This is a genomic window from Frondihabitans peucedani (assembly GCF_039537585.1).
Taxonomy (GTDB): domain Bacteria; phylum Actinomycetota; class Actinomycetes; order Actinomycetales; family Microbacteriaceae; genus Frondihabitans; species Frondihabitans peucedani.
Genome location: NZ_BAABAU010000001.1, coordinates 561910 through 583919 on the forward strand (window position 1 = coordinate 561910; position 22010 = coordinate 583919).

Genomic DNA, 22010 nt, shown 5'->3' on the forward strand with positions numbered 1-22010 from the left:
GTCGAGTCGCCACACCGCGAAGGCCCCGATGGTTGGCAGGATGGTCCAGTGATCGTTCTCGTAGCCCCCGGGCAAGGTTCTCAGACACCCGGCTTCCTCACCCCCTGGATCTCCGATGCCGGCTCCCGAGCCCTCGTCGAGCAGCTCTCCGACGCCGCCGGGGTCGACCTCGTCGCTCACGGCACGACTTCCGACGCCGACACGATCCGCGACACCGCGATCGCCCAGCCCCTCATCGTGGCTGCCGGGCTCGTCACGGCCCGGGCGCTGTTCGACCGGGTCGACCGTTCGCTTATCGCGGGCGTGGCCGGCCACTCGGTCGGAGAACTGACCGCGGCAGCCCTCGCGGGGGTCGTCACCGAGGCCGACGCCGTCTCGCTCGTGACCGTGCGCGCCCGCGGCATGGCCGAGGCCGCTGCTGCCGAGCCGACCGGCATGAGCGCCGTGCTCGGCGGCGACGAGGACGAGCTCCTCGCGAAGCTCGCCGAGTTCGGTCTCGAGCCCGCCAACTTCAACGGGGGCGGTCAGATCGTCGTCGCCGGCTCGCTCGACGCGCTCGCGCGGCTGGCCGCGGAGCCGCCTGCGAAGGCGCGTGTGGTGCCGCTGCAGGTGGCCGGTGCGTTCCACACCCGGTACATGAAGCCCGCCGTGGCCGCACTCGAGACGGCTGCCGCCGGTGTGACGGCGGCGGATCCTGCGCTGTCGCTCTGGACCAACCACGACGGCTCGATCGTCGCCTCGGGGCGCCAGTATCTCGACCTGCTCGTCCAGCAGGTCGCCTCACCCGTCCGCTGGGACAAGACGATGGAGTCGTTCCAGGCGGCAGGCATCACCGGCCAGATCGAGCTCGCTCCGGCCGGAGCCCTGACCGGCCTCGCCAAGCGCGGCCTCAAGGGCGTGCCGACCGTCGCCATCAAGACCCCCGACGACCTCCAGGCCGCCGTCGACCTCCTGCAGGGAGCAGCAGCATGAGCAACCCCACCCCCGCCCTCCGTCAGAACCCGACGCGCGAGTTCACGCGCATCCTCAGCCTCGGCGCCGCCCGAGGCGACCTGACGGTGCCGAACTCCGAGATCATCGAGCCGATCGACTCCTCCGACGAGTGGATCCGCCAGCGCACCGGCGTCATCACGCGCAAGCGCGCCAGCCGGGAGGTCGGAGCCGTCGACCTGGCCGAGACCGCGGCCCGCGAGGCCATCGAGAAGGCCGGCATCCGGCCCGACCAGATCGGCGCGGTCCTCGTCTCGACGGTCAGCAACGTCGTCCTCACGCCCTCGATGGCCACGCTCCTCGCCGAGCGCGTCGGGGCGAACCCGGCCGCCGCCTACGACATCAGCGCCGCCTGCGCCGGGTACACCTACGGCATCGCCCAGGCCGACGCCCTCATCAAGTCGGGCATCGCCGACTACGTGCTCGTCGTCGGTGCCGAGAAGCTCAGCGACATCATCGACCCGACCGACCGCTCGATCTCGTTCCTCCTCGGCGACGGCGCGGGCGCCGCGGTCGTCGGGCCGAGCGACACCCCCGGCATCTCCCCCACCATCTGGGGCTCCGACGGCTCGAAGTGGGACACCATCGGCATGACGTCGACGTTCCGCGAGTACCGCGAGAGCGGTGACGCCGCAGCGTGGCCGACCATCCGCCAGGAGGGCCCGACCGTCTTCCGCTGGGCCGTCTGGGAGATGGTCAAGGTCGCCAAGCTCGCCATCGAGAAGGCCGGCATCCAGGCATCCGACCTCGCCGCGTTCGTGCCCCACCAGGCCAACATGCGCATCATCGACGAGTTCGCGAAGCAGCTCGGCCTCCCCGACACCGTGGTCATCGGACGAGACATCGAGGACACCGGCAACACCTCGGCCGCGAGCATCCCGCTGGCGACCCACCGCCTGCTGCAGGAGAACCCCGGACTCTCCGGCGGCCTCGCGCTCCAGATCGGCTTCGGAGCCGGCCTGGTCTTCGGCGCGCAGATCGTCGTCCTGCCCTAGCACCAGGAGCCCCTCCGCGCCAGAACCTGCGCGTCGCTCGGCTGGCCGGAGCGCGTGCCCTAGGATTTACCCGGTCACAACGACACCTCAAGGAGAGAACACAATGGCACAGTCCACCGAAGAAGTCCTGGCCGGCCTGGCCGAGCTCATCAACGACGAGACCGGTATCGCCACCGACACCGTCGAGATGGACAAGTCGTTCACCGACGACCTCGACATCGACTCGATCTCGATGATGACCATCGTGGTCAACGCCGAAGAGAAGTTCGACGTCAAGATCCCCGACGACGAGGTCAAGAACCTCAAGACCGTCGGCGACGCTGTGACCTTCATCACCAAGGCGCAGGGCTAAATCGTTCGTCCGCTCGGCCCGCGTCTCGAAGGCGCGGGCCGAGCGGCGTTTCACCCCTCGTGACGCTCACGTCGCGAGCTCGTTGAGAAAGTTGTCAGAGTGACCAAGAAGATCGTCGTCACCGGTATCGGTGCCACCACCCCCCTCGGCGGGACGATGGCCGACAGCTGGCGTGCCCTGCTCGCCAAAGAGAGCGGCATCTCCACCATCGAGGCCGAGTGGACAGAGCGCTACGACCTCCCCGTCCGCTTCGCCGGCCAGATCAAGGTCGACCCGGCCGAGGTCCTGTCCCGTCAAGAGACCAAGCGTCTCGACCCCTCCAGCCAGTACGCGCTCATCGCTGCGCGCGAGGCGTGGGCCGACGCAGGATCCCCCGAGGTCGTCCCCGAGAGGCTCCTGGTCGACTGGGCCACCGGCATCGGCGGCATCTGGACCCTCACCGACGGCATGGACACCCTCCGCGAGAAGGGTCCGCGCCGGGTCCTGCCGATGACCGTGCCCATGCTCATGGCCAACGGCCCCGCCGCGGCCGTGTCGATGGACCTCGGTGCTCGTGCCGGAGCCCGCACGGTCCTGTCGGCCTGCGCGTCGAGCACCGAGTCGATCGTCAACGCGTACGAGCACCTCCAGCTCGGGCACGCCGACATCGTCGTCACCGGAGGCTCGGAGGCTGCGATTCACCCGCTGCCGCTCGCCGCGTTCGCGTCGATGCACGCCCTCTCGACCCGGTCCGACGATCCTGCGACCGCCTCCCGGCCCTACGACGTCACCCGCGACGGCTTCGTGCTCGGCGAGGGCGCAGGCGCCCTGGTGCTCGAGACCGAGGAGCACGCGCTCGCCCGCGGCGCCCGGATCTACGCCGAGGTGCTCGGCGGCGGCGTCACGAGCGACGCGTTCCACATCACCGCGCCCGACCCCGAGGGCACCGGCGCGGCCCGCGCCGTCGTGATGGCGCTCGAGGCCTCCGGTGTGGAGCGCGACAAGGTCGCGCACATCAACGCGCACGCGACGTCCACCCCCGTCGGCGACATCGCGGAGTACCACGCGCTGCTCCGGGTCTTCGGCGAGCACCTGTCGTCGGTGGCCCTGTCAGCGACGAAGGCGTCCACCGGCCACCTCCTCGGCGGTGCCGGGGCGATCGAGGCTGCCTTCACGGTCATGGCGCTGCACACCCGCACCGCCCCGCCGACGATCAACACGACGCAGACCGACGACGAGATCGACATCGACCTCGTCACCGAGCCGCGTCAGCTGGCCGACGGCGAGCTCGTCGCGATCTCGACGTCGTTCGGGTTCGGCGGCCACAACGCGGTCATCGCGTTCAAGACGGTCTAGCTCGAGAGGCTGACGCTGTGGCGCCCGACAACGGCGCCACAGGACGGCGGCGCCACAAGACAACGGCGCCACAGGACGGCGGCGGCACCGGTCCGCGGACTGGTGCCGCCGCCGTCCTGTGGCGCCGCTCTGGAGTGGCTAACCGACCTTGTGCAGCCAGACGACCGGGTTGCCCTCGCCCGCGTGGCGGAAGGCCTCGAGCTCGTCGTCCCAGGCCTGGCCGAGCGCGAGCCGGAGTTCGCGGTGCAGCTCGAGCGCGTTCGATCCTGCGATCTCCATCGCGTAGCGGACGCGGTCTTCGGGGATCACGGTGTTGCCGACCGAGTCGGTCTGCGCGAAGAAGACGCCGAGGTCGGGCGTGTGCATCCAGCGACCGCCGTCGGCACCGGCGGACGGGTCTTCGGTCACCTCGTAGCGGAGGTGTTCCCAGCCGCGGAGCGCGGACGCGATCTGGGCACCGGTGCCCGCTGGGCCCTCCCAGTAGAACTCGGTGCGCAGGGAGCCCTTGAGGGCCGGCTGGTCGCTCCAGGTGAAGTTCACGGCGCGCCCGAGGGCACGACCAGCAGCCCACTCGACATGTGGGCTCAGAGCACGGGGGGACGAGTGAACGAACAGCACGCCCCGCGCGCTCGGCGCAGTGTTTGTTTGTGCAGCCACGTGAAGCTCCATTCGGTTAGGTGCGACTTCCCCATCGACCTGTGAATGGAACTGCGGTGCTTCTACGAATTATGACCGAGACCCCCTGAGAATCACAAGGGCGTGATCGAAGGGGGGTGGTGACCCGACACTCTCACTTGGCTTCGGAGTAGGCCTGCACCGTCGCGACCGTCACCGGGAAGCGCACCGGCGCGGCTCCGAACAGGAGGCGCCCGGCCTCGGCCGCAGCCGACTCGACGAGCCCGGCGACCTCGGCCGCCACGGCCTCCGGCGAGTGCACCACGACCTCGTCGTGCAGGAAGAACACCAGGTGCGGCGCGTCCGGGCCGCGTCCGTACCGCTCGGCGAGGGAGCGGCGCAGGATGCCCATCCAGCAGAGCGCCCACTCGGCCGCAGTGCCCTGCACCACGAAGTTGCGGGTGAACCGACCCCAGGCCCGCATGCCGCGGTCGACGTCCGGCCGGCCCATCTCCGGCGGGAGCTCCTCGCTTCCGGCGCCCGGAGGCGGCGAGGTGCGCCCGAGGAGGGTCGACACGACTCCCCCGGCCTCGCCGACGCGGGCGGCGTCCTCGACGAGGGCGATTGCCCTCGGGAACGCGCGGGTGAGCCGGGGCATGAGGCGCCCGCCGTCGCCCTGCGTGGCGCCGTACATCGCCCCGAGCATGGCGACCTTGGCCTCGGAGCGGGTCGCCACGGCGCCGGTGGCGACGATCCCCTCGTACAGATCGCCCGATCCTGCGCGGGCCATCGCGGTGTCTCCGGAGAGGGCCGTCAGGATGCGCGGTTCGAGCTGGGAGGCGTCGGCCACGACGAGCGCGTGCCCGGGATCGGCGACGACGGCGCCTCGGACGGCCTTCGGGAGCTGCAGGGCTCCGCCGCCGGAGGTGCCCCAGCGACCGGTGGCTGCCGCGGCAGGCACGTACTCGGGTCGGAAGCGCCCGTCGCGCACCCAGGCGTCGAGCCAGGTCCAGCCGTTGGCGACAAGGAGCCGCTGCATTTTCTTGTAGCGGAGGAGCGGCTCGATGACGGGGTGCTCGAGCGACTTCAGCTCCCACTGGCGGGTGCTCGAGACCTGCAGCCCGGCCGCCCGGAGCGCGCGGATCAGGTCGGTCGGCGAGTCGGGGTTGAGGTCGGGGCTCCCGAGCGCTGCGCGGATCTCGGCGAGGGCCTCGAGGAGGCGCAGGGGGCGCTCTCCTGCGGGCGGTCGCGGGCCGAGGGCTGCCGTCAGGAGCTCGTCGTGCCGGGACGCCGACCAGGGGATGCCGGCGTGCCGCATCTCGGCCGCGATCAGGGCGCCGGTCGACTCGGCGGTGGCGAGCAGCTCCAGTCGCGCGCGCTCCGGGCTCGCCTCGATGGCGTCGCGCTGCGCGAGGAACTCCCCCAGCGCGTCGGGCAGCGACTCGGGCTCGACGACGAAGAGCGCCGAGCCGTCGACGGCCGGCGCCTGCGGGGTGTCGTACGGACCTCGCGGGCTCGCGTGGATGGCCGAGCCGCGGGTGAAGGCGGAGGCGCGCAGGATCGCGTGGACCAGCCGGAGGTCGACGCACCTCTCCACGAACACGCCCGCCGACAGCAGTCGCGGGTACCACCTCGCCGTGTCGTCCCAGACCCAGCGGGTCGCGTCGCGCTCGCCCTGGCGGACCGCCTCGCCGAGCTCGTCCTGCTCGAGAGTACGGCTCTCGGCGCTCGCAAGGCAGCCGTCGGAACCGCGGCGGATCACGGTCAGGTCGATCGACTCGTCTGCGCGGCGGACGAGCAGGGTGAACACGTGTTCGAGTCTAGGCGGGACGGCCGGTCACTCGTGGAGGAGCGAGCCGTCCTTGGCGAGGACGTTGCGCTCCCCTGCCTCGATGGCGATGCCGAAGCGGTTCTGCTTGGGCGGGATGGGGCAGTTGAAGTTGTACGAGAAGGCGCAGGGCGGCAGGACGGCGCGGTTGAAGTCGAGCGTGATCGTCCCGTCGCCGTTCGGCGTGGGGAACAGGAACCGCCCGACCGAGTAGGTGGACACCCCGTTCGTGGCGTCGCCGAAGACGAGCTGGAGACGGTCGCCCTCGCCAGCCGGGAAGGCGGCGAGCTCGTAGTCGACGCCGTCGCGGCTGAAGCGGATCAGCCCGGGGAGCGGCCGCTGGCGCGCCTCGGCGTCTTTCTGGTGCAGGATCGCGACCTCGGTGCCGCTCTCGGTCGGGTCGAAGTCGGCGGTGATCACCCAGGACGGGTCGTACGGGAAGGCGTCGATGGTGCCGAAGCCCTGGTTCCCCTCCGAGGAAGCATCCCAGACGCGGAGGCCGTAGGAGGTGTGCTCTTCGTTCGCGATGACCGTGCCGGTGACGCCCTCGCTGAAGCGGATCGTGGACGGGGTGATGGCGTCGTCGCCGGCGATGTAGACGGTGCCGTCGACGATCGCGCCGTCGACCTCGACGCCGTCTGCGGCGGTCGCCGTCAGGGCGAGACCGCCGAGGCCCTCGGGCGCCGGAGCCCAGACGCCCGGCACTCCCCAGATCGGCTGCTCGGAGTCGACCCACTGCGTGTTCGTCAGGGCCAGCGGCCCCTGCGGGTTGGTCGCGCGCGCGAGGCGGCGTTCGTGGAAGCGCTCGAGCTGTTCGATCTCGTTCATGGGTGCCCCAACGTCGGTGGGTGTCCGTTCATTTCCGTCGGCTGCTCTCCATCCTGGCCGACCACGACGCAGGGCCCTGTGACACCGACTGAGACGGTGGGGCGGAAGTCGGGTGTTGTCGGCGCCGCGGTGACTCGGAGCAGCCGGATCGACGTCTGCCGTTCGGCATCGTGCTCGAGGAGCATGTTGACCGTCTCGCCGTCCGAGCTGTCGTCGACGACCCTCCAGCCGGCGGTCCTCTTGTCGTCGACGATGCGGAGAGCCAGGGACCGCGTATCGACGCCTCGGTCGTAGGCGACCGACGAGCGGTGGATCCACTGCTGTACCGACGGGTCGGTGTCGCTGCACCACGCGGAGTCGTCGACGAGTTCTTCGCTCGGTCCGCGGCCGGCGGCGGGGAGCGAGCGCAGTGCGGCCGCGACGACGGCGTGAGCGTCGAGCTCCGTCTGCTGGAGCGAGACGTCAGTGTTTACGCGTGGCCGGGCCGAGCACCCGGCGAGTGTCGCGACGAGCACGAGGCCGACGAGCAGGCGCACGAGCCCGAGCACGGGGACGCTGGCGGCGCGCGTCACGGAGTGGGCTCCTCGTGTCGGCGCACGGCGACGCAGGGTCCTGACGCGCCGACGGCGACGGTGGGGGTCAACCGAGGCCTGGTCGGCGTCGCCGTCACGCGCAGCAGAGGCCCGGCTCTGCCCTCTCCGCCCCGCTGTCTCAGAAGCATGTTGACCGTCTCCCGGTCGGAGCCGCCATCGATTACTAGCCACCCGGCTGCCTTCCTCTCTTCGACGAGCCCGAGCGCCAGCGACCGCGTGTCGGTCCCGTTCTCGTATTCGAGCATGAGGCGGTAGATCCACTGCTGGATGTCGTCGCCCGACTGCTTGCACGGTGACGCTCTGTCGTCGAGCGTCAGACGCTCCGACCTGCGCGCGACGGGGAGTGGCGCAAGGGTCGAGGACACGACCTCGCGAGCATCGTGCCGGGTCTGGGTCAGGCTGCGATCGGACTCGATCGGTGAGCCATCGGCACAGGCCGACAGGAGAAGGACGACCACGGCACCCACGGCTCCCACGCAGATCTGGCCCGCCCTAACCACGCTCACCCCTCACGCGCTCCAAGACGGGCTCGTACCCGGGCTCCATGATCGGGTTCGACAGGATCGGGTCGCCCTGGAGCGTCGTGCCGACGATCTCGGGTCGCGCATACAGTTCGACCTGCCCGCCTGCGATCGCTCGACCTACCTGCTGGCCCACACCGGAGTCGCCGTTCCAGACGCCGACATGGCCGGTGAGCTGCCCGGATGCCGCCCCCGCCTCGGAATCGCGATAGCCCGTCTCCAGCCTCTCGAAGCCCGAACGTGGATCGACCGGGCTCCCGCCGTGACCGAGGTCGCCCGCCTGGAGGCTCTGCGTGTAGCCGACGATGCGGTCGCCCGGCGCCATCATCGCGTAGTGGGGAATGGCCGATGTCCGCGCGTAGTCGTCCACGCTCCGGACGCCGTTGCCGAGGCCGGCGCTCGAGACGGCCACGGACCTGTCGATGTCGATCCCGGTCTTCTCGGCCATGCCGAGGACGGCACCGCCGTAGCTGTAGCCGACGGCCGTGATCGTGGCACCGGTGGTCGAGCGGACCGAGTCGACGAATCGGCCGAGGCGAGGGCCGAGAGTCGCGCTGTCGTCCGCCGACACTGCGTCGAGGAACTGCGGGAATCTCCCGCCGGCCCAGGTGAAGATTCCGACATCCTCGGGCTGGCCGATGGTGCTCAGCACCTTCTGAGCTCGAGGCGTCTCCTGCGACCAGGTCGCCGGGTTCGTCCCCGTACCGGGGATGAGGACGCCGATGTGCCGAGTCGCTGCCGGAAGGTCGCCCGTCACAGGATCGAGACGCCCGACGTACGACACGAAGGACTCGTCCTCGGGGTCGAACGCGACGAGGACCGAGTGCGCGGACTGCTCCTGGATCCGCCGATAGCTCGCGAGGAACTCCGCCTCGTTCTGGTCGGAGGCCTCGTCGCGACGGTCGCGGACCGGAGGCCTCTCGGAGCCCTCGAGCCGAGCGATCTCCCGCCGCAGGGTCGACCGGTTGGCGCGACCACGGTCGGCGAGGGTCACCCCGTCGAGGTTGCCGACGACGAGCGGGACGCCGGCGATGAGCGCGTCTCGCTCGGAGCGGCCGAGCGCCGACCACCACGCGCGCACGCGCGTCGCGTCGGGCGGGTCGTCGAGGAGTGCCCGGAGCCTCCGGGGATGTGCCTCCGCCCACGCAGCGAGATCGCGCCGCGCGAGGAGCGACGAGAGGAGGCCGAGCCCGGTCGACCGGACGCCGCGGTCGAACGCGGGCAGGACTGCGGCCCAGGCGGCGGCGCCCGACATCGACAGGGGTGGCGGCGGCTCGCCCACGGGCAGCCGGTAGTGCGCGGCGCCGAGGGCCGAGAGGCGTGACACGGCGGCGTCCTCCGCCTCGGAGAGGCCGTGCTCGAGGCGCCGCAGGATGCACGGTTCGGCCGAGTCGGACGAACTCGCCTCCGGCGACTGGTCGCGCCGAGCATCGACGGCAGCAGCCTGCGCCTCGAGGCGCCCGACATCGTCCGCGAAGTCTCCGAGGATCCGGGCGACGGAGCCGAGCACCTCGGCGTGCTCGTCGGTGACCCGCTCGACCGGATTCATCGCCGCGAAGAGGTCGACCGCCTCGGGGGCGTCGTAGTGGAGGGAGATCGGGCGCCACGCTGCCAGGACCCGGGCGCCGCCCTCCCGTGCCGCGTGAGCTGCTTCGATCAGCTCGCGAGCGACCTCCGTCACGGCCTCGCTCGACGGGAGTGACGGGCCTGCGCCGGTGGACCCGGAGCCGAGCGGGCCCGTCACAGGGCACCCGCGAGAGCGAGCCCGCCGAACGCCCGCCGAGCCGAGGCGAGCGCGTCGGCGGCCATGGCCTCGTCCGCCGCCAGGTACGCCTCGGTCGACTCGCTCGCTGCCGCGAGCACCCGGCGACTGCGTCGCGCGGCCGAGCGGAGGTCGTCGCGCCGCGTCTCGAGCAGGGCGGAGACGGCGGCGGCGACCCGCCGCGCTGGCCCGCAGGCCGCCGCCGCGTCCTCGCCGAGCCGACGGGCGTCGCTCTCGTGCGCGCTCAGTGCCTCGCCTGCGACGACGACGCCCGCGATGATCCCGCGGACGCCGTCGACGTCGATCTTCCACCCGTGCATGTTCCTCCGATGCTCTGATCGGAAGACTGGCACGGCTGACATTTATATCCAAACGTCCACCGAGCACCTGTGGAGAACGAGCGAAGGGGTCGCTGCGAGCGGCGGGCTACTCCAGCGAGAGGCGCCGTAGCTGCTCCCCGAACGGCACGATGCCCCCGAGGAGTGCGTCGCCAGGTGCGGTGGACGCGCGCCCCGCCACGAGATCCGCCAGCTGCCCCGCAGCCCGCGCAACGCGATCCGGGAGCGTCGTCGAGGTCGCGTCGCCGCTGCCCCAGTCCTCCGACGCCGCGAAGACGCCGAGCGGCACCACCACGGCCCGGAGGTAGGCGAACAGGGGACGGAGCGCGAAGTCGAGGACCATCGAGTGCCGCGCCGTCCCGGCGGTCGCCCCGATCAGGACCGGCATCCCGTCGAGGGAGTCCTTGTCGATCACGTCGAAGAACGACTTGAACAGCCCGCTGTAGGAGGCCGTGAAGACCGGCGTCACGGCGATGACGCCGTCGGCGGAGGTGACCTTGTCGATCGCCGCCTGCAGCGCGGGCCCGGCGAAACCGGTGAGGAGGTTGTCGGTGATGTCGTGCGCGAGGTCGCGGAGCTCGACGACCTCCACTTCGACCTCGGCTCCGCGCTCGACGAGGGAGCGGACGGCAGCCTCGGCGAGCCGGTCGGCGAGCAGGCGGGTGGACGACGGCTGGCTGAGGCCGGCCGTCACGACGGTGATGTGCTTCGTGGACATGGTGTTCGTGATCCTGCGGTCTCTAGAGAGCGGGCACGGGCTCGAGGGCGGCGCGGCCGGCGACGAGCGAGGCGTGAGTGGGGGCGTCCGGCACGTCGGCGGGACGGTTGGCGGCGAACTCGCGGCGGAGGACCGGGACGACCTCCTCGCCGAGGATGTCGAGCTGCTCGAGGACGGTCTTCAGCGGGAGCCCGGCGTGGTCCATCAGGAAGAGCTGGCGCTGGTAGTCGCCGACGTAGTCGCGGAAGCCGAGGGTGCGGTCGATGACCTCCTGCGGGCTGCCGACCGTGAGCGGGGTCTGGGAGGTGAAGTCCTCGAGCGAGGGGCCGTGCCCGTAGACGGGCGCATTGTCGAAGTACGGCCGGAACTGCTTCACGGCGTCCTGGGAGTTCTTGGCCAGGAACACCTGCCCGCCGAGACCGACGATCGCCTGGGCGGCCGTGCCGTGACCGTAGTGCTCGAAGCGCTCGCGGTAGAGACGCACCATCTGGGCGGTGTGCGACGCGGGCCAGAAGATGTGGTTGGCGAAGAAGCCGTCGCCGTAGAACGCGGCCTGCTCGGCGATCTCCGTCGAGCGGATGGAGCCGTGCCAGACGAACGGCGCCACGTCGTCGAGAGGGCGAGGGGTGGCGGTGAAGCCCTGCAGCGGCGTCCGGAAGTGGCCCTTCCAGTCGACGACCTCCTCGGTCCAGAGGCGGTGGAGGAGCGCGTAGTTCTCGATCGCCAGGTTGATTCCCTGGCGGATGTCCTTGCCGAACCACGGGTAGACGGGACCGGTGTTGCCGCGACCGAGCGTGAGGTCGACGCGGCCGCCGGCGAGGTGCTGGAGGAGCGCGAAGTCCTCGGCGATCTTCACCGGGTCGTTGGTGGTGATGAGGGTCGTGGCGGTCGAGAGGATGATCCGCTCGGTCTGCGCCGCGATGAACGCGAGGAGGGTCGTCGGGCTCGAGTTGACGAACGGCGGGTTGTGGTGCTCGCCGGCCGCGTAGACGTCGAGGCCGACCTCCTCGGCCTTCTTCGCGATGGTCACCATCGCCAGAACACGCTCGTTCTCGGTCGGAGTCCGCCCCGTGGTCGGGTCGGTCGTGATGTCGCCGACCGAGAAGATCCCGAACTGCATGCCGTTTGCCTGTGCCATGTCCTCACCCTGTCTCACCTTGTATGCGTTCGCATACAAATGAGTCAACGTGAGGGAGGTGAGGTTATTCCCGGGCGCGGAGCGGAACCCCGCGCCCGGGACGGCGGCTACTTGATCTGGCCGGCGAGCGTGTTCTGCAGGATCGTCAGGGACTGCTTCGGCGACTTGCCCGAGAGGACGTTCTGGCCGAAGGTCGACATCGGCGCCGTGCTGTCCACGTAGCTGACATTGGCGAACAGGGCCGTGCCGCCGGGTGCCGCCCAGGTCTTCGCGACCGGCTGCCAGTCGTTCACGATCTTCACCTGGTTGGGATCCGACTGGAACTCAGGGGTGGCCGCGATCGACTTCAGCACCGGCAGGCCGATCCCCGTCTTCTGCGTCCACAGCACCGACATGTGCTTGTAGTAGTAGGTCAGGAACGCCTCGGAGTCCTTCTGGCTGGGCGTGTTCTTGTACATCATGATGTTGTTCGGGAAGTACAGCGCCCCCTTCTTGCCCGTGTCGGACGCCATCGGGTCCGCGACGACGACCTCGGCCGCCGTGCTCCCGCCGATGTTCGCCGCGAGACCCGGCACGTCGATGCCCATGCCGAACTTCCGGTCCTTCCACTGCGAGTTCGAGTTCGTGGCGGTGTAGCTGATGGCCCCCGGGTCGACGTACCCCTTCTTGATGTTCTCCTCGATGAACTCCAGGGCCTGGATGTTCGCCTCCGTGACCAGGTTCGGCTTCCCCTCCTCGTCGAAGATGCCGCCGCCGTTGTTGATCATCAGCCCGACGATCATCTGGAACGCGTTGCCGCCGCTCGCGTTGCCGTTCGCCGCGAAACCGTAGACGCCGATCTTCTTGAGCGCGGCGGCCGTGTCGAGATACGACTGCCAGTCGGTGGGCGGAGCGGCGTCCGCCTTCTCGAGGAGGGCCTTGTTGTACCAGAGCACCCGCATGTCGAGGTTGTACGGCACCGCGACGTAGCCGTCCGGCGTCTTCATCGTGTCGAGGAGGCCGGGCAGGAAGTCGTCGTAGATCCCGTTCGACTTCCAGCTCGAGATGAGGTCGTCGGCTTCGGCGATGAAGCCCTGCTTGGCGAACTGGAACGCCTGCGTGCCGCCGCCGGAGCTGACGGCGGGCCCGGTCTTCGAGGCGACCGACGTGGCGAAGGTCTGGACGAAGTTGGCCCACTGGACCGACTGGTAGGTCGCCTTCGGCAGCCCCGAACCCGGCTTGTAGGCCTCGGTGATCTTCTTGTCGAGCGGGTTGAAGGCCGGCCCGCCCCACGGCATGTTCCAGAACTTGAGCGCCCCACCTCCTCCGCCGCCGCCGGAGGAGCCGCCGGACGTGCAGGCGGCGAGAGTGGTGGCGGCTGCTGCGCCACCGATGAGACCCAGGAATCCCCGACGGGAGACCGATGCTCGGGTTGTCGGCATTGACGGTCCTTTCGCCCGGATGGTGAGCCGGGTCTGTTCTGCGTTGAACGGAAAGTTGCGCAACACCCGAAGGCGGGAATCGCGATGGGATGAGTATGCCGACCGAATTGTTGCGTGGCAAGACAAATTATCTTGCGCAAAGTCCGCCGCTAGGGTTGCGGCATGAGCCCGCAGCGTCCCACCCTCGAGGTCGTCGCGCGGGCCGCCGGCACGAGCGTCCCCACCGTGTCGAAGGTGCTCCGCGGAGGCACCGACGTCTCCGCCGCCACCCGCCGCAGCGTGCTCGAGGCCGTCGCCGCCACCGGCTACCGCCAGCGCGCCGGAGACGCGTCCCGTGCGCGCGGAAGAGCGGTCCCCGAGCTCGTCGACCTCGTGCTGACCGCCGTCGACAACGCCTGGGCGACGAGAGCCCTGAGCGGGATCGAGCAGACGGCGACCGACGCGGGCACCGGCGTCGTCCTCACGATCGCGCGCGACGACGACTGGGTCACGAGGCTGCTCCGTCGCCGATCCGAGGGCGCCGTCATCGTCGGGGTCGGCCCCTCCACCGCCCAGCTCGCCGGGCTGGCTGCTGCGGGAGTGCCGGTGGTCCTGGTCGACCCGGTCGTCCGCCCGCCCGACGACGTGCCGAGCGTGGGGTCCACGAACTGGGAGGGCGGCCGGTCGGCCGGCGAGCATCTCGCCGCTCTCGGCCACACGCGGATCGGCATGGTCGACGCAGGGCCCGGGACCCTCTACAACGCCGCGCGCGTCGACGGCTTCCGCTCAGCCCTGGCCGCGGCCGGGCTCGACCTCCCTCCGTCGCGGCTCGTCCACGCCGGCTGGTCGCGCACCGAGGCGCGCGACGGCGTCCTGCCTCTCCTTCGAGCGCCGGACCGCCCGACGGCCTTCTTCGCCTCGTCCGAGGGGATGGCCTTCGGCGTCTACGACGCAGCTACCGAGACCGGGCTCCGGATCCCGCAGGATCTCAGCGTGGTCGGCTTCGACGACCTGCCCGATGCGCAGTGGGCCTCTCCCCCGATGACCACCGTGCAGCAGCCGACCGCCGAGATGGGCTCGGTCGCGCTGCGGATCCTGCTCGATCTCGTCGAGGACGCCCGCACGGGCCTGGCGCGCCCGAGGAGGACCACGCGGATCGAGCTGGCGACGCACTTCGTCGTCCGCGGATCGACGGCAGCGCCTCCGAGCGGCTGAGCGCTCCGACTCGACTCAGTCGAGCTCGCAGGCGATCCCGTCTTTGTCGCGGTCCGACTTCGCGTTGGCCTTGTACAGGGCCGTGTCGAACTTCACCTTGCCCTTGAGAGCGCGGTGCGTGACCTTTCCCTTCGAGGTGACGGTGTTCGTCTTGACGCCGGCCTTGGCGATGCCGCCCGAGTACGACTTGTGGACCGCGGCGCAGTTGGCGAACGTCTTGGGCGCGGCCGACGCGGCGTCGGCGGCGACGACCGACGGGACGGCGATCGCGACGGTCAGCACGGTGGCGGCGATGGCGAGGCGCGGGGAGATCATGCTCCGACGCTAGCGAGGCTGCCGGGGCCGACGGCATCCCCAGAGCGAGCGCCCCTCGTCCGGGTGGCACGGCGGGGACGCAGGGTCGCAGGTCTCTCGAGTCGCAGAGCAGGAGCGCAGGATGCGCGCCCTCAGTAGGGCAGGTCGGCCTCGGTCGCGGGCGGCGCCAGTCGCAGGAACCGCTGCGGGATCTGGGCCCTCGTGTACGGCCCATCGAGGTCGGCCGTGTACTGCGGGGTGTCGAACTCCACCCACCACACCGGCGCGAGACCGCCGACGGCCGAGATCCCGGGCCAGGCCGAGCCGCCGTGGCGGAAGATCAGGCCGGTCGCGCCGTTGGGGTACGGCGTCGTCGCGTCTTCCTCGGCGTCGAGCACGTAGACCTGCGCGCCCACGCCGAAGCCCGTGTCGAGGGGGCGCGGGGGTGTCGCGCGCCGGCGGCGGCCGAACATGCAGCCATCTTCGCATGCTCGTCCCTCGACTGGTCCGTCCCGGCGCTTCGCAAGCGTATGGTTAGTTCACATCAAGTAACTAGTTCAGCCGATCCTGGAGCGCGACCTTGCCCACCTTCCTCACGAAGGACCACCCCAAGTACAAGTGGGTGGCCCTCAGCAACACGACTCTCGGCATGCTGATGGCCACGATCAACTCGTCGATCGTCATCATCTCCCTGCCGGCCATCTTCAAGGGCATCGACCTCGACCCGCTCCAGGCGGGCAACGTGAGCTACCTGCTCTGGATGCTCATGGGATACATGCTGATCACAGCGGTGCTCGTCGTCACGTTCGGCCGGCTCGGCGACATGTACGGTCGCGTCCGGATCTACAACCTGGGCTTCGTCGTCTTCACGCTCGGGTCCATCGCCCTGGCCTTCGACCCGTTCCTCCACGGGGCGGGCGCGATGTGGCTCATCGTGATGCGCCTGGTGCAGGGCATCGGCGGCGCCATGCTGTTCGCCAACTCGACCGCGATCCTGACCGACGCGTTCCCCGCGAACAAGCGCGGCATGGCCCTCGGCATCAACCAGGTGGCCGCCATCGCCGGCTCGTTCATCGGCCTGATCGTCGGCGGACTCCTGTCGACGATCGACTGGCGCGCCGTCTTCTTCGTGAGTGTCCCGGTCGGCATCGTCGGAACCATCTGGTCGTACAAGTCGCTCCACGAGGTCGGCACGAAGAACGCGGGCAAGCTCGACTGGCCGGGCAACATCGCGTTCGCCGTGGGCCTCACCGCCGTCCTCGCCGCGATCACCTACGGCATCCAGCCCTACGGGACCTCCTCCACGGGCTGGTCGAACCCCTGGGTGCTCGCGGGCATCATCGGCGGGGTGATCCTGCTGGTCGTCTTCGTCTTCATCGAGCTGCACACGAAGCAGCCGATGTTCGAGATGCGCCTGTTCACGATCCGCTCCTTCGCCATGGCGAACCTCGCCGGTCTCCTCGCCTCGATCGGCCGGGGCGGGCTGCAGTTCATGCTGATCATCTGGCTGCAGGGCATCTGGCTGCCGCTGCACGGCTACTCGTACGAGCAGACGCCGCTCTGGGCCGGCATCTACCTGCTGCCACTCACGGTCGGCTTCCTCGTCGCCGGACCCCTCTCGGGCATCCTCTCCGACCGCTTCGGAGCACGGTTCTTCGCGACGGCCGGGCTCGCCCTCGTGGCTCTGATGTTCGTGGGGCTGCTGCTCCTGCCCGTGAACTTCGACTACGGCGCGTTCGCCGTGATCACGTTCCTCTCCGGCATCGGCTCGGGCATGTTCGGTGCGCCGAACCGCACCGCGATCATGAACAGCGTCCCGGCCAACCAGCGCGGGTCGGCTTCCGGCATGGCCGGCACCGTGCAGAACGCCGGCACGTCCCTCTCGATCGGCATCTTCTTCTCGCTGATGATCGCCGGCCTCTCGACGACCCTCCCGGCCACCCTGAAGTCCGGTCTCACCGGTCACGGCGTCTCGACCGCCGTCGCCGACAGGATCTCCGGCACTCCCCCGGTCGGGACGCTCTTCTCGGCGTTCCTCGGCTACAACCCGATCCAGAACCTCCTCGGATCGAAGGTGCTGTCCGATCTCTCGTCGAGCGACCGCTCGGCCCTCGTCGGCAAGGAGTTCTTCCCGCAGCTGATCTCCGGGCCGTTCCACCACGGGCTCGTCGTCGTTTTCACCGCCGCCACGATCATGACGGTCGTCGCCGCCGTGGCGTCCCTGATCCGCGGCAAGAGGTTCGTGCACGTCGATCGCGCGACCGGCTCCGTCGAGGTCGTGCAGGATGCCGAGGCGCTTCCCGCGAACTCCTCGTCCGGTGCGTCGACGGCGTCCGATCGCGACAGCGTCGCCTCTCGCGGCGGCGGAGCCAACCGGTGACCGCGCCGGGAACCGGGGCCGAGGCCGGGTCGGGAGCGCAGGATCCTGCGGCGGCTGTCCTCTCCCGAGGAGGCCGGGGCAGGCCCGACGACAGCGACACGGCCGGGCGCCTGGCCTTCGCGGTCGGACGTCTCAACCGCCTGCTCCGGCCGTCGGGCGCGGCCCTCAGCCCCGGGGTCCTGCTGGCGCTCTCGACGGTCGTCCGTCGCGGGCCGCTCCGGCCGTCGGAGCTCGGCCGCATCGAGGGCGTCGCCGCGCCGACCGCCACTCGGGTCATCGTCGACCTGGAGGCCCGCGGTCTCGTCAGCCGGAGCGCGGACCCCGACGACGGGCGCTCGTTCTTCGTCGAGGCGACGTCCGAGGGCGTGGAGGCGGTGCTGACGGCCCGGCGCGAGCGCGCGGAGCACGCCTCGGTGCTCCTGGCTTCGCTGTCGGACGACGACCGGGCTGCCGTCGTGTCGGCCCTCGGGGCGCTGGAAGCCCTGGCGGACACCGGCGACCTCTAGGCGGCTACTGGGCGTCGCGCCGGGACTGGTTCTCGCGCGGACCGCCGCGCAGGATCCTGCGGACCCTCGGCACGGCGAGCCCGAGGATGTCGCCGATGTCGCGCCGGGTGACCCCGGCCCCGTCGAGGGCGAGGGCGGCGTTTCCGAGGGCTTCCCACTCGGCGTCGAGGGCGTCCTCGGCCCGCTGGCGGTGCCCGGCGGCGCGCTCCAGCTCGTCGGCGACGTCGCCCGGGTAGATGACGGTGATCGCCAGTTCGATCGACTCGGGGTCGACGCCCTCGAAGTCGGCGATGAAGGCGCGTGCCACGTCGTCGGCCTCGCCGAGCCAGCGGGCCTCCGCCACGCCGCCGATGGGCGCGATCTCGAGGAGCCACACGGCTCCGTCGCGGCTGACGGACACGTCGTACGAGAGAGTTGCCATGCGTCGAGTCTGACAGGTCCAGCGCGTGTACCCCTCCACCGGGGCTGCCCAGACGTCCGCGGGTAGACGGGATGCATGAGAGCACTCACCTACCAGTCCCTCGAGAACGTCAGCGTCGAGGAGGTCCCCGACCCCCGGATCGTCGAGCCCTCCGACGCGATCATCCGCGTCACCTCCACCGCCATCTGCGGCAGCGACCTCCACCTGTACGACGTCTTCGGCCCGTTCCTCGACAAGGGCGACGTCCTCGGTCACGAGACCATGGGCGTCGTCACGGCCGTCGGTCCTGCCGTCTCGGACATCGCCGTCGGCGACCGCGTCGTCGTGCCCTTCGTCATCGCCTGCGGCGAGTGCTTCATGTGCCAGCGCGGCCTCTTCACCCAGTGCGAGACGACGCAGGTGACCGAGTACGGCTCCGGAGCGTCGCTCTACGGCTACACCAAGCTTTACGGCCAGGTGCCCGGCGGCCAGGCCGAGCAGCTGCGCGTCCGTCGCGCGGACTTCAACCTGATCCGCGTCGGCGACCAGCTGCCGGACGACCGCTACCTGTTCCTCAGCGACATCCTGCCCACCGCGTGGCAGGGCGTCGAGTACGCGGAGGTCCCCGACGGCGGGACGCTCCTGGTGCTCGGACTCGGCCCGGTGGGCCAGTTCGCGGCCAGGATCGGCAAGCACAAGGGCTACCGCGTGATCGCCGTCGATCCCGTGCCCGAGCGTCGCGCCCTCGCCGAGAAGTACGGCGTGGAGACTCTCGACCTCGACAAGGGCCTCTCGGACACCGTCCTCGGCATGACCGACGGCCGCGGCCCGGACTCGGTCGTCGACGCGGTCGGCATGGAAGCGCACGACCACGGCGGAGTCAGCCTGGTGCAGCGTTTCGCCGCGGCCCTTCCCGACGCGGTGTCGCAGCCGCTGATGAAGAAGGCGGGCATCGACAGCCTCGGCGCGATGCACCTGGCGTTCGACCTCGTCCGTCGCGGCGGCACGGTCTCCCTGAGCGGCGTGTACGGCGGCACCGCCGACCCGACGCCGTTCCTGAGCCTGTTCGACAAGCAGATCACGATCCGCATGGGCCAGTGCAACGTGCAGCGCTGGATCGACACGCTGATGCCTCTCGTCGAGGACCCGGCCGACCCGCTCGGCACGGAGGACCTCGTCACGCACCGCGTGCCGCTCGACCGTGCCCCGGAGATGTACGACACCTTCAAGAAGAAGGAGGACGGCTGCATCAAGGTCGTCCTGGTCCCGTAGCGGCCCGTCTCGTCCCCGGCCCTCCTTCCCGCAAGACCACGAGCGAAGCGAGTAGGTCACCCTCCCGCGACGACGAGCGAAGCGAGTCCGTCGCCAGCGCCGCGAGGCGCCAGACAAACACTCCGGAGCTTGCTCGCGGGAGGGGGCCGAAGGCCTCCGAACACGCAGAATGCAACGTAGGGCGGACGGGACTTGAACCCGTGACCGACGGATTATGAGTCCGATGCTCTAACCGGCTGAGCTACCGCCCCGCGCCTCCGGTCGCCTGGTCGGCGGGGAAGGAGGCGTCGGCAGCCTGGGCGGCCACCGTCTGACCACGATACAGCTTCTCGAAGGTGTCGAGCGTGCGGCCGATGTCGTGGGGTTCGATCATGCGGAGGCTGGCGGCGCGCATGGCGAGGTACTCGTCGTCGCTCGCAGTCAGGACGTCGGTGAGCTTCGCCGCGAGGTCGTCGGCGTCGCCCGGCGTGAAGAGGTGGCCGTTGACTCCCTCGTCGACGAGGTGCGGCAGGGCCATCGCGTCGGCGAGCACGACGGGCAGCCCGGAGGCCATCGCCTCGAGGGTCGCGATGCTCTGGAGCTCGGCGGTGGACGGCATGCAGAACACCGTCCCGGTGGTGAGCGTGTGTCGGAGCTCCTCGTCGGACAGGTAGCCTGCGAAGGTGACGCGGTCTCCGAGCCCGAGGTCGACGCTCATCTGCGTGAGCTTCGCCAGGAGGTCGCCTCCGCCGACGATCGTCAGGGTGGCGTGCAGGTCGGCGGGAAGCTTGAGCATCGCCCGCAGGAGCACGTCGATGTTCTTCTCGGCGGTGACGCGGCCGACGAAGACGATCCGATTGTCTTTCGGGCGGGTCCGTCTGGCCGTGTAGTCGGACGCGTCGATGCCGCAGGAGATCGCGAGGACTCCGCGGACGCTGGTCGCCGCTTCGAGGTAGCCGGCCGCCTTCCGGGTCGGGGTGGTGACGGCCTCGGCGTGCTGGTACGTGTTGGCGGCGTCTTTCCAGGCGCGCCGGGCGATCCAGTCGAGGAGCTTCCGCGGCATGGGCGGCGTGTGCTCCATGAGGTTGTCGGGCATGAAGTGGTTCGTGGCGATGACGCGGATGCCTCGGTCGCGGGCGACCTTGGTGAGGCCGCGGCCGATGACGATGTGCGACTGGATGTGCACGACGTCGGGTGCGAACGAGTCGACGATCGGCCGGGTGTTGTGCTGGACCGTCCACGGCGTCGCGAAGCGGAGCCAGTCGTGGAGGGGCCAGCGCGTCGAGTTCAGGCGGTGGACCGTGATGCTCTGGTCGCCGTGCTCCTCGACGAAGGTGCCGTGCCGCCTCGTCGCGGCGGGAGCGACCACGTGGACGTCGTGTCCGCGGCCGGCCAGGCCCACCGCGAGTCGCTCCGTGAAGTTCGCCGCCCCGTTGACGTCGGGCGGGAACGTGTCGCCGGCGATGAGGACCTTGAGAGGCCGGTCGGGCGGTGTCGCAGCAGGATCGCCTGGATCGTCGAGAGGTGCTGGTGCGGGGCCGTCGTCGTGCGAGGGGGATGACACTGGTCGGTTGCGTCCTTACCGGGCTGGAGTCGGGCGGCGGATGGTGTGCTCAGGCTAGCTCAGCCCCGTGACTGCGGATGGTATTTCGCGAGTTGGAACACGCCGAGGACAGCGATGGCCCCGGCGATCACGTAGAAGATCCCGGCCCACCAGGGTGCCTGCGAAGCCTCGCCGAGCACGAGGACCCCGATCCCGACGGCCACCATCGGGTCGACCACGGTGAGGCCCGCGATCACGAGGTCGGGCGGCCCGGAGGCGTAGGCGTTCTGGACGAAGTAGCCGCCGAGGCCCGACGCTCCGAGCAGGAACACGATGCAGACGACGGTCAGCGCGTCGAAGCTGTGCGACTCGATCCTGTTGATGACGACCTTCGCCAGGGTGGCCACGAAACCGTAGAGGAAGCCCGCGGCGATGATGTAGAAGAGCGCCCTGATCCTGCGCCGGAGGATGGTGAAGGCGGTGAGCAGGATCGTCAGGACCACGGCCAGGATGATCAGCACCGTCACGAGCTGGCCGGTGGTGATCCGCGGCTCGACGGCTGTGAACGCCGCCACGGTGACGAACAGGGCCACACCGCCGACGCAGAGCAGGATCGCCCGCTTCGACTGCATGTCGAGGCGCTGGCGGGTGGCGCGCGAGTTGAGCACGGCCGTCACGACGAGGGCGACCGCTCCGAGGGGCTGCACCACGATGAGGGGCGCGAAGCTGAGACTGGTGAGCTGGAACGCCACGGCGAGCCCCAGCATCAGGGTGCCGATGACCCAGGAGGGTCGGCCGACCAGGCGCAGGATCTGCCTCAGACCGAGCCCCTTCGAGGCGCCGCCGTGGATCTTCTCGACCTTGCTGACGCCCCGGTGCTGCAGCTGCGCGCCCACCGACAGGAACACCGCCCCGACCAGTGCGATCGGGATCCCGAGCGCCTGATACGGCGTCAGCGAGACCTGCTGCGTCAGGTCGGTGAGATTCGAGGACACGGCCTCACGGTAC

At 70.3% G+C, this 22010-nt stretch carries 23 protein-coding genes and 1 tRNA gene; 8 read left to right on the forward strand and 16 right to left on the reverse strand.

Translation table 11 applies throughout. From position 1 onward, the window contains the following. Window positions 1-48 precede the first annotated feature (48 nt). The 4 genes from ABD733_RS02635 to ABD733_RS02650 all read left to right on the forward strand — a co-directional run bounded on the left by ABD733_RS02635 (window position 49) and on the right by ABD733_RS02650 (window position 3672). Complete coding sequence (locus ABD733_RS02635; RefSeq protein ID WP_344793484.1) at window positions 49-972, forward strand: ACP S-malonyltransferase; 924 nt, start codon at window positions 49-51, stop codon at window positions 970-972. Then, window positions 969-1985 (forward strand): beta-ketoacyl-ACP synthase III, encoded by a 1017-nt coding sequence (locus ABD733_RS02640; RefSeq protein ID WP_344793485.1) that lies wholly within the window; start codon window positions 969-971, stop codon window positions 1983-1985. Before ABD733_RS02635 ends, ABD733_RS02640 begins: the two co-directional genes overlap by 4 nt. A 103-nt stretch (window positions 1986-2088) precedes the next feature. Then, window positions 2089-2337 (forward strand): acyl carrier protein, encoded by a 249-nt coding sequence (locus tag ABD733_RS02645; protein WP_123504706.1) that lies wholly within the window; start codon window positions 2089-2091, stop codon window positions 2335-2337. Between the two features lie 99 nt (window positions 2338-2436). Beyond that, window positions 2437-3672 carry a beta-ketoacyl-[acyl-carrier-protein] synthase family protein gene (locus ABD733_RS02650; RefSeq protein WP_344793486.1) on the forward strand — a complete coding sequence of 412 codons (1236 nt, stop codon included), beginning with the start codon at window positions 2437-2439 and terminating at the stop codon, window positions 3670-3672. A gap of 138 nt (window positions 3673-3810) precedes the next feature. Here the strand turns inward: ABD733_RS02650 and ABD733_RS02655 are convergent, their stop codons facing one another. The 10 genes from ABD733_RS02655 to ABD733_RS02700 form a co-directional block, all read right to left on the reverse strand. Then, window positions 3811-4341 (reverse strand): DUF3145 domain-containing protein, encoded by a 531-nt coding sequence (locus tag ABD733_RS02655; RefSeq protein WP_344793487.1) that lies wholly within the window; start codon window positions 4339-4341, stop codon window positions 3811-3813. 121 nt (window positions 4342-4462) lie between these two features. After that, window positions 4463-6097: a bifunctional 3'-5' exonuclease/DNA polymerase gene (locus ABD733_RS02660; protein WP_344793488.1), complete on the reverse strand. Its 1635-nt coding sequence runs from the start codon at window positions 6095-6097 to the stop codon at window positions 4463-4465. A 27-nt stretch (window positions 6098-6124) separates the two neighbouring features. Further along, window positions 6125-6943, reverse strand: coding sequence for a DUF1684 domain-containing protein (locus ABD733_RS02665; protein WP_344793489.1), 819 nt, complete (start codon window positions 6941-6943; stop codon window positions 6125-6127). Further along, window positions 6940-7515, reverse strand: coding sequence for a hypothetical protein (locus tag ABD733_RS02670; RefSeq protein ID WP_344793490.1), 576 nt, complete (start codon window positions 7513-7515; stop codon window positions 6940-6942). Before ABD733_RS02670 ends, ABD733_RS02665 begins: the two co-directional genes overlap by 4 nt. Then, window positions 7512-7901: a hypothetical protein gene (locus ABD733_RS02675; protein ID WP_344793491.1), complete on the reverse strand. Its 390-nt coding sequence runs from the start codon at window positions 7899-7901 to the stop codon at window positions 7512-7514. Before ABD733_RS02675 ends, ABD733_RS02670 begins: the two co-directional genes overlap by 4 nt. A gap of 127 nt (window positions 7902-8028) precedes the next feature. After that, window positions 8029-9801 carry an alpha/beta hydrolase gene (locus ABD733_RS02680; RefSeq protein WP_344793492.1) on the reverse strand — a complete coding sequence of 591 codons (1773 nt, stop codon included), beginning with the start codon at window positions 9799-9801 and terminating at the stop codon, window positions 8029-8031. Further along, window positions 9798-10139 (reverse strand): DUF6507 family protein, encoded by a 342-nt coding sequence (locus tag ABD733_RS02685; protein WP_344793493.1) that lies wholly within the window; start codon window positions 10137-10139, stop codon window positions 9798-9800. The genes ABD733_RS02680 and ABD733_RS02685 overlap by 4 nt, the downstream gene beginning before the upstream one ends. A 106-nt stretch (window positions 10140-10245) precedes the next feature. Beyond that, complete coding sequence (locus ABD733_RS02690; protein ID WP_344793494.1) at window positions 10246-10875, reverse strand: FMN reductase; 630 nt, start codon at window positions 10873-10875, stop codon at window positions 10246-10248. A 22-nt stretch (window positions 10876-10897) separates the two neighbouring features. Continuing rightward, entirely contained in the window at window positions 10898-11995 is a 1098-nt protein-coding gene (locus ABD733_RS02695; protein ID WP_344795965.1) for an LLM class flavin-dependent oxidoreductase, read from the reverse strand. A gap of 125 nt (window positions 11996-12120) precedes the next feature. Next, a complete protein-coding gene (locus tag ABD733_RS02700; protein ID WP_344793495.1) occupies window positions 12121-13434 on the reverse strand; it encodes an ABC transporter substrate-binding protein in 1314 nt (437 codons plus the stop codon). 162 nt (window positions 13435-13596) lie between these two features. Here ABD733_RS02700 and ABD733_RS02705 point away from each other — a divergent pair, with 162 nt between their 5' ends. Continuing rightward, window positions 13597-14628 carry a LacI family DNA-binding transcriptional regulator gene (locus tag ABD733_RS02705; RefSeq protein WP_344793496.1) on the forward strand — a complete coding sequence of 344 codons (1032 nt, stop codon included), beginning with the start codon at window positions 13597-13599 and terminating at the stop codon, window positions 14626-14628. Between the two features lie 15 nt (window positions 14629-14643). Here the strand turns inward: ABD733_RS02705 and ABD733_RS02710 are convergent, their stop codons facing one another. Continuing rightward, complete coding sequence (locus ABD733_RS02710) at window positions 14644-14943, reverse strand: excalibur calcium-binding domain-containing protein (protein ID WP_344793497.1); 300 nt, start codon at window positions 14941-14943, stop codon at window positions 14644-14646. Between the two features lie 131 nt (window positions 14944-15074). After that, the gene (locus ABD733_RS02715; RefSeq protein WP_344793498.1) at window positions 15075-15395 is read right to left on the reverse strand and encodes a hypothetical protein; all 321 of its coding nucleotides are present in this window, start codon (window positions 15393-15395) and stop codon (window positions 15075-15077) included. A gap of 107 nt (window positions 15396-15502) precedes the next feature. Here ABD733_RS02715 and ABD733_RS02720 point away from each other — a divergent pair, with 107 nt between their 5' ends. Both ABD733_RS02720 and ABD733_RS02725 read left to right on the forward strand, forming a co-directional pair. Further along, window positions 15503-17302, forward strand: a complete 1800-nt coding sequence (locus ABD733_RS02720) for an MFS transporter (protein ID WP_344793499.1) — start codon at window positions 15503-15505, stop codon at window positions 17300-17302. Continuing rightward, a complete protein-coding gene (locus ABD733_RS02725; protein WP_344793500.1) occupies window positions 17299-17808 on the forward strand; it encodes a MarR family winged helix-turn-helix transcriptional regulator in 510 nt (169 codons plus the stop codon). The genes ABD733_RS02720 and ABD733_RS02725 overlap by 4 nt, the downstream gene beginning before the upstream one ends. A 4-nt stretch (window positions 17809-17812) precedes the next feature. Here the strand turns inward: ABD733_RS02725 and ABD733_RS02730 are convergent, their stop codons facing one another. Beyond that, the gene (locus ABD733_RS02730) at window positions 17813-18229 is read right to left on the reverse strand and encodes a hypothetical protein (protein ID WP_344793501.1); all 417 of its coding nucleotides are present in this window, start codon (window positions 18227-18229) and stop codon (window positions 17813-17815) included. Between the two features lie 75 nt (window positions 18230-18304). On the opposite strand from ABD733_RS02730, the gene ABD733_RS02735 reads away from it, so the two are divergent. After that, entirely contained in the window at window positions 18305-19480 is a 1176-nt protein-coding gene (locus tag ABD733_RS02735; RefSeq protein WP_344793502.1) for an alcohol dehydrogenase catalytic domain-containing protein, read from the forward strand. 177 nt (window positions 19481-19657) lie between these two features. Here ABD733_RS02735 and ABD733_RS02740 read toward each other — a convergent pair. The 3 genes from ABD733_RS02740 to ABD733_RS02750 all read right to left on the reverse strand — a co-directional run bounded on the left by ABD733_RS02740 (window position 19658) and on the right by ABD733_RS02750 (window position 21997). Next, a tRNA-Ile gene (locus ABD733_RS02740) sits at window positions 19658-19731 on the reverse strand. Further along, a complete protein-coding gene (locus ABD733_RS02745; RefSeq protein WP_344793503.1) occupies window positions 19722-21023 on the reverse strand; it encodes a glycosyltransferase in 1302 nt (433 codons plus the stop codon). The genes ABD733_RS02740 and ABD733_RS02745 overlap by 10 nt, the downstream gene beginning before the upstream one ends. 59 nt (window positions 21024-21082) lie before the next feature. Beyond that, window positions 21083-21997 carry a DMT family transporter gene (locus ABD733_RS02750; RefSeq protein ID WP_344793504.1) on the reverse strand — a complete coding sequence of 305 codons (915 nt, stop codon included), beginning with the start codon at window positions 21995-21997 and terminating at the stop codon, window positions 21083-21085. Between the last annotated feature and the right edge of the window lie 13 nt (window positions 21998-22010).